Origin of the sequence: Sphaerochaeta sp. S2, from assembly GCF_016406725.1 — a bacterium.
Classification (GTDB): Bacteria; Spirochaetota; Spirochaetia; order Sphaerochaetales; family Sphaerochaetaceae; genus Sphaerochaeta.
Genome location: NZ_JAEKNT010000303.1, coordinates 1 through 5,075, shown reverse-complemented (window position 1 = coordinate 5,075; position 5,075 = coordinate 1). Strand labels below are relative to the sequence as shown.

The 5,075-nt window shown below is 45.6% G+C and carries 2 protein-coding genes; both read left to right on the top strand.

Going from position 1 to position 5,075, the window contains the following annotated elements; all coding sequences use genetic code 11:
• Nucleotides 1-3,108, top strand: a 3,108-nt coding sequence (locus tag JF818_RS08840; RefSeq protein ID WP_233066937.1) for a hypothetical protein, incomplete at its 5' end; no start/stop codon positions are given.
• A 23-nt stretch (nt 3,109-3,131) separates the two neighbouring features.
• On the top strand, nt 3,132-5,075 hold a 1,944-nt coding region (gene bamA, locus JF818_RS08835; protein WP_198891648.1), incomplete at its 3' end, for an outer membrane protein assembly factor BamA.

Sequence of the window (5,075 nt, the reverse complement as noted above, 5' to 3'; positions counted from 1 at the left end):
GTCTTCCGCTATGCCTCATTCTTGCAACCGTACTACGATGAAGCGACAAACCTTACCGGTAATATTTCATTCCAGTCAGAAACTGGTCAGGGAAGTGTCATGCCATTTGACGGCACCCTTGCCATCGACCTAGCGCTTCGGCAGATGAAAATCGGAAAGGTTGAACTCGATGCAGGATTCATTTTCCAAGGGTATGTAAAGAAGGATGTGCTTGATGTAGAGGCCTTGACCATTGCTACCAGTGGATACAGACTGGTGTACACAGGAAAAACCGACTTATATGACTGGCTCCCCAGTGGACAATTGGATCTTTTCAGGAGCCTTGATGGACAATTGCTTGGAAGCATCAATTTCTTCGATGAACCACCAAAGCAGTATCGGTTCAAGATGACCACCCCGTTTGAACAATCCCTCTTCATTGAAGGGATTGTAAGTTCATCCCCGCATAATCTGCTCATTGGAGATGCCCAGCTTGGAATTTTCGAAACGCTCTATCCTTTCTCGTTCCTTTTGCAGACCAGCACATTACAACTTAGCATCAAGCAAGAAGATGCATTTTCTCTAAGCACGAACCTTGCTCCACCTATTGTGGCTGACGTCACCAGCAATGGACTGACACTCCCCAATCGGGGATTCTTTGCAAATGCCGAGATATCTGGTGATTCGCAACTGGCATTCAACAATGCTCGCAGCTGGAGCATTGAAAGTGATCTTCTCACTATAGGCAATGTCGTGTTCCAAGGTCACATATATACACTACAGACACCTGTATCGATAACGCAGGAGAATATCACCCTGTCCGAAATCTTACTGACTGATGAACAGGGAACAGAACTGAAGAGTGAACTCTCCTACAGGGGGACTGATTTCCTTACCTTGGCTACGCAATCCTTCCTTGCACCATTCGATGCGTCGTTTACCTTGGAGTCCAATGATGAGAGGAAGATTGCCATCTCTCTGATGGGTGAAGAGCAGCGTATCAGTACCGTGGTCAAGCTTACAGAACTGCCACTCGATAGATTCTCTACAATTGGTGAGGGTATGGTGGTCAATCTGGATATCCTGGGCTATACCGATCTCAAGCAAACCATCAGTGCAGATGGGTTGCTGGAGGTAAGAAAAGGAGAGGGTACATTCTCTACCAAGATTGAAGCAAGTGACTCAACGTTCAACCTATTTGACTCACAATTCTTGCAAGGAGATCTTTCCTATACAGGCAATCTGTTGTTGATCAATGGGAATAAAGCCTTGAGTGAAGGAGTGTTATCCCATATCCGCCATCTCTCCTACAAAGATCAACAAAGCAAAGCCAACTATACCTTGGCACTCGATCTCGGGAAGATGGAAACACTCTTTGATCTTCCTTCAGCACTTGCCCCGATCAGGGAAGGGAGGGCAAAGGCTGTGCTTTCCCTCTCAGACCTTCTCTTGTACGGCGAGGGAGGGATCGCTGACGGTGTATATGCACTCTCTCTCGACAATCCAAGACTTTCCATAGAAAGCGATCTCCTCTCATTCAACTATGACCTTACAACACAACACATCATCGGAGCAGCAGATCCAGCATTTGGTATCGGCTTATCTGTCGAAGGATCTCTTGCAGATGAAGACTTCGGACTCCTCATCGAGGATATACATTTTCCATTGGACCTGCTCAACCGCACATTCCTCAAACCAGTGTTCAGTTTCCTGGACGGCATTGCAGAAGGGGAAGTATTCTTGGGTGGCAGCAAGGCTTCCCCACGTCTCTATGGGCAGGTTTCTGTGAATTCGGCCAGAATGGAACTGTTCTGGCTGCCTGAAGATATCATTACCATGAAGAATATTACCGCCACCTTGGATGGGACACGAGCGATCACCCCGAATACTCCATTCTTCTCGACCAACAAGATTACAGGAAAAACCGTTGAAGGCTACGGCAACCTTGGAGCAAATTTCGATGGATTGCGTCTACTCAATTACGAGATACATGCTGACAGTGGCAATGAGATGCTCTATGTATGGATTCCCATGCAAGGTTTTGATGTTGATATCCGCACCTATGCCGGGGGCACCTTCAACCTATTTGGTGTGGGCTTTGAGACATGGCTCGATGGAGAGGTTACCATCCAGGACACTACGATCAGCTTGGGAATCAAGGATCTTCCATACTGGTATGTGGCAAACAACCTCACGACTACCGATTTCTCGGTGGTAACCGGAAGAAATGTCTCCTTCTTCTATCCAAATACACCGAATCCATTCATCCAGGCAACCATCACGGAAAACCAGAACATCAATTTTACCTACGATCATATTACCGATGAATTTGTCATCGATGGGAACCTATCGTTCAGGAGTGGAGAGTTCTACTACTTCCAGAAAAACTTCTTTATCACTGAAGGATCACTTTCACTTCACACCGATGCTCTCTCCGGGCAGAACACCATCCAGCCAACCATCAACCTGAGAGCAAAATTGACGGATTTTGATGCGCAGGGGAATAGGGTGGATATCTTCCTGGTACTCCGTGAGTCAAGCCTCACAAACCTTAACCCACAATTCGAATCGACACCACCTAAGGATGTGAACGAAATACTCGAGATCCTTGGTCAGTCAATCCTTCCTACCGGAGCGTATGGACAGGTAAACCTCTACAGTGTTGCAAGTCTTGCAGCAGCAGCTACCGATGTTGCTGAACGACTGGGATATTTGCAGACCAGTCAATCAACATTGCTTACCGATTCAATCCGCATCTCTTTGGGACTTGATATGTTCTCCATCCGAAGCAATATCCTCCAGAATATACTCATCGATGCTCTTCCTGGAGGAAGCTTGGCCAACCTCAGTCCCCTTGCTCGATATCTGAACAATACCACCATATTCATGGGTAAGTACGTAGGTGAGCAATTCTTCCTGCAAGCATTGGTCCACCTTACTGCCACAGATGGAACAAAAGCTACCAGAACGTTCATTTCCCCCGATCTTTCTCTTGATCTAGAACTGTCACTTGACTGGCAGAATCCCATAGGGACATTCTCCTTCTTTACCCAACCTAATGAGTTGTCGTTTATCAATATTTTAGATACCATTGGTTTTAGTGTAACCAGAAGGTTTGTTCTGCGTTAAACAAGCATATACGAGGAGCTATCATGAACATGCGGAAATCGCGCCGTTTCTTTTGCGCAATCCTTATCATTCTTTTTTCCCTTTCCCTGTTGAGTGCCGCTGAAGAGGCCCCATGGTACATAGGCAAGAGAATTGCATCCTTCTCCAATACAGGCTTGCAGAATGTCGATGAAAGCACAATCTTGGATATTCAATATGCATACTTGGATGAACCTTTTACTGATGAGTTGTTCAATGAATTGCAAGGAGAGCTCTATGCTCTGGATTATTTTTCATATTTCCTTGCAGAAGCACAACGAACAGGGGAGGGCAATAATGAACTTGAAATAGTCATGGATTTTTATGAATTGCCCTATATCAATCAGGTTGCGATTGAAGGCAATACAGGAATAAAGACGAAAAATATCGAGGAAGTTCTCCTCAGTGGGGAAGGCACATTCCTGCAGGAGCAGAATATTGAACGTTCCAAGGAAGAGATCAGAAAGCTCTATGAAGAGAAAGGCTATGCCGATACGGAAATTTCTTCTTCTTATGAGATTGATGAAACCACCAATACAGTGAGCCTGGTATTCACCATTATAGAGAACAAGCAGAAGAGAATTGGCGAGATTACCTTTGAGGGCAATACAACCCTTGCAAGTGACCAGCTTGAGAAACAACTTTTCTCAAAGACCATCAGTTACTTCAATAGCGGTTACTACAATCCATCAACCATAGAGACTGACAAACAGAACCTTATCACCTTCTATCAGAGTAATGGTTTTGTCGATGCTGCCATCTCAGAGGTGAGAACAGAAGATATCAGTAGAGAGGACGATGAATATACAAGACTAAGGGTCATCTACCAGATTGAGGAAGGGGAACAGTGGAAATTTGGTGGTATCGAGGTAGAAGGAAATACTGTATTCAGTGATGAACAGTTCCAGGACCTCATCAGCATGAAAGAAGGTGCTGTTCTCGATATCAGCCGTGTCCAGAAAGAGATTGAGGCAGTGACTGACCTCTACTGGAACAATGGGTACATCTTCAATCTCATTTCCAGTGATATGGTACGTGATGAAGAGAACAAGGTCATTACCTTCATCCTCACTGTGCAGGAAAACCAACAGGCCATTGTGGAAGATATCCGTATCGAGGGGCTTACCAAGACAAAACCGTATGTGTTTGAACGCGAATTGACTTTCAGTCGCGGAGATATATTCAGCAAGGAAGCCTTGATCCGAAGCGCACAAAACATCTACAACACATTGATTGTAACCGATGTTCAGTTTGACATTATCAATGGCAGTGAGGAAGGCACCGTTGTTCCTGTGTACACCGTCGTTGAAGGAAACCAGATGGATATCCAGTTCGGTGCCACCTTTGGTGGAAATGTTGACGGATTTCCTGTTTCAGGATTCCTTCAATGGTCTGACAAGAACCTGGGAGGAACCGGCCGAGACCTTGCAATCACCACAAACCTGAGTCCTGACACCCAAAATTTTTCCATATCATTTACTGATGGATGGTTCAAGGATTACCGCTGGTCGAATGGCTTGAGTTTCAACTTTGAGAGAAGCAAGAAGCAGAGCGTCCTGCAACGGGGAATTGGTAGTGAATACTATACCGGTCATGATGTTGCCATATTGGAGGATAATGCATATCCACTTGGCTATGACAGTTATCTCAGCTACCTGGCAGCAGACAAGGCACTTCCTGCCAACTCTGATCTGATGAGTTATCTGTACTACCGAATATCCCTTGGATATAACACCGGTTATACCTTCATGTTCCGTCCAGGTTCCCTCACCGTAGGAGGAGGGCTTTCCATCGGGCTTAACTATGCTGACTATAACCATTCGGTTTACGACCCTTATGAACGCTTGATCAAGTTGTATGGCGATAGTTGGAAGTTCAGCAACAGACTCAGCCTTTCCTTTGCATGGGATGGCCGTGACCGGATCGAGAATACCAGCAAGGGATACTAC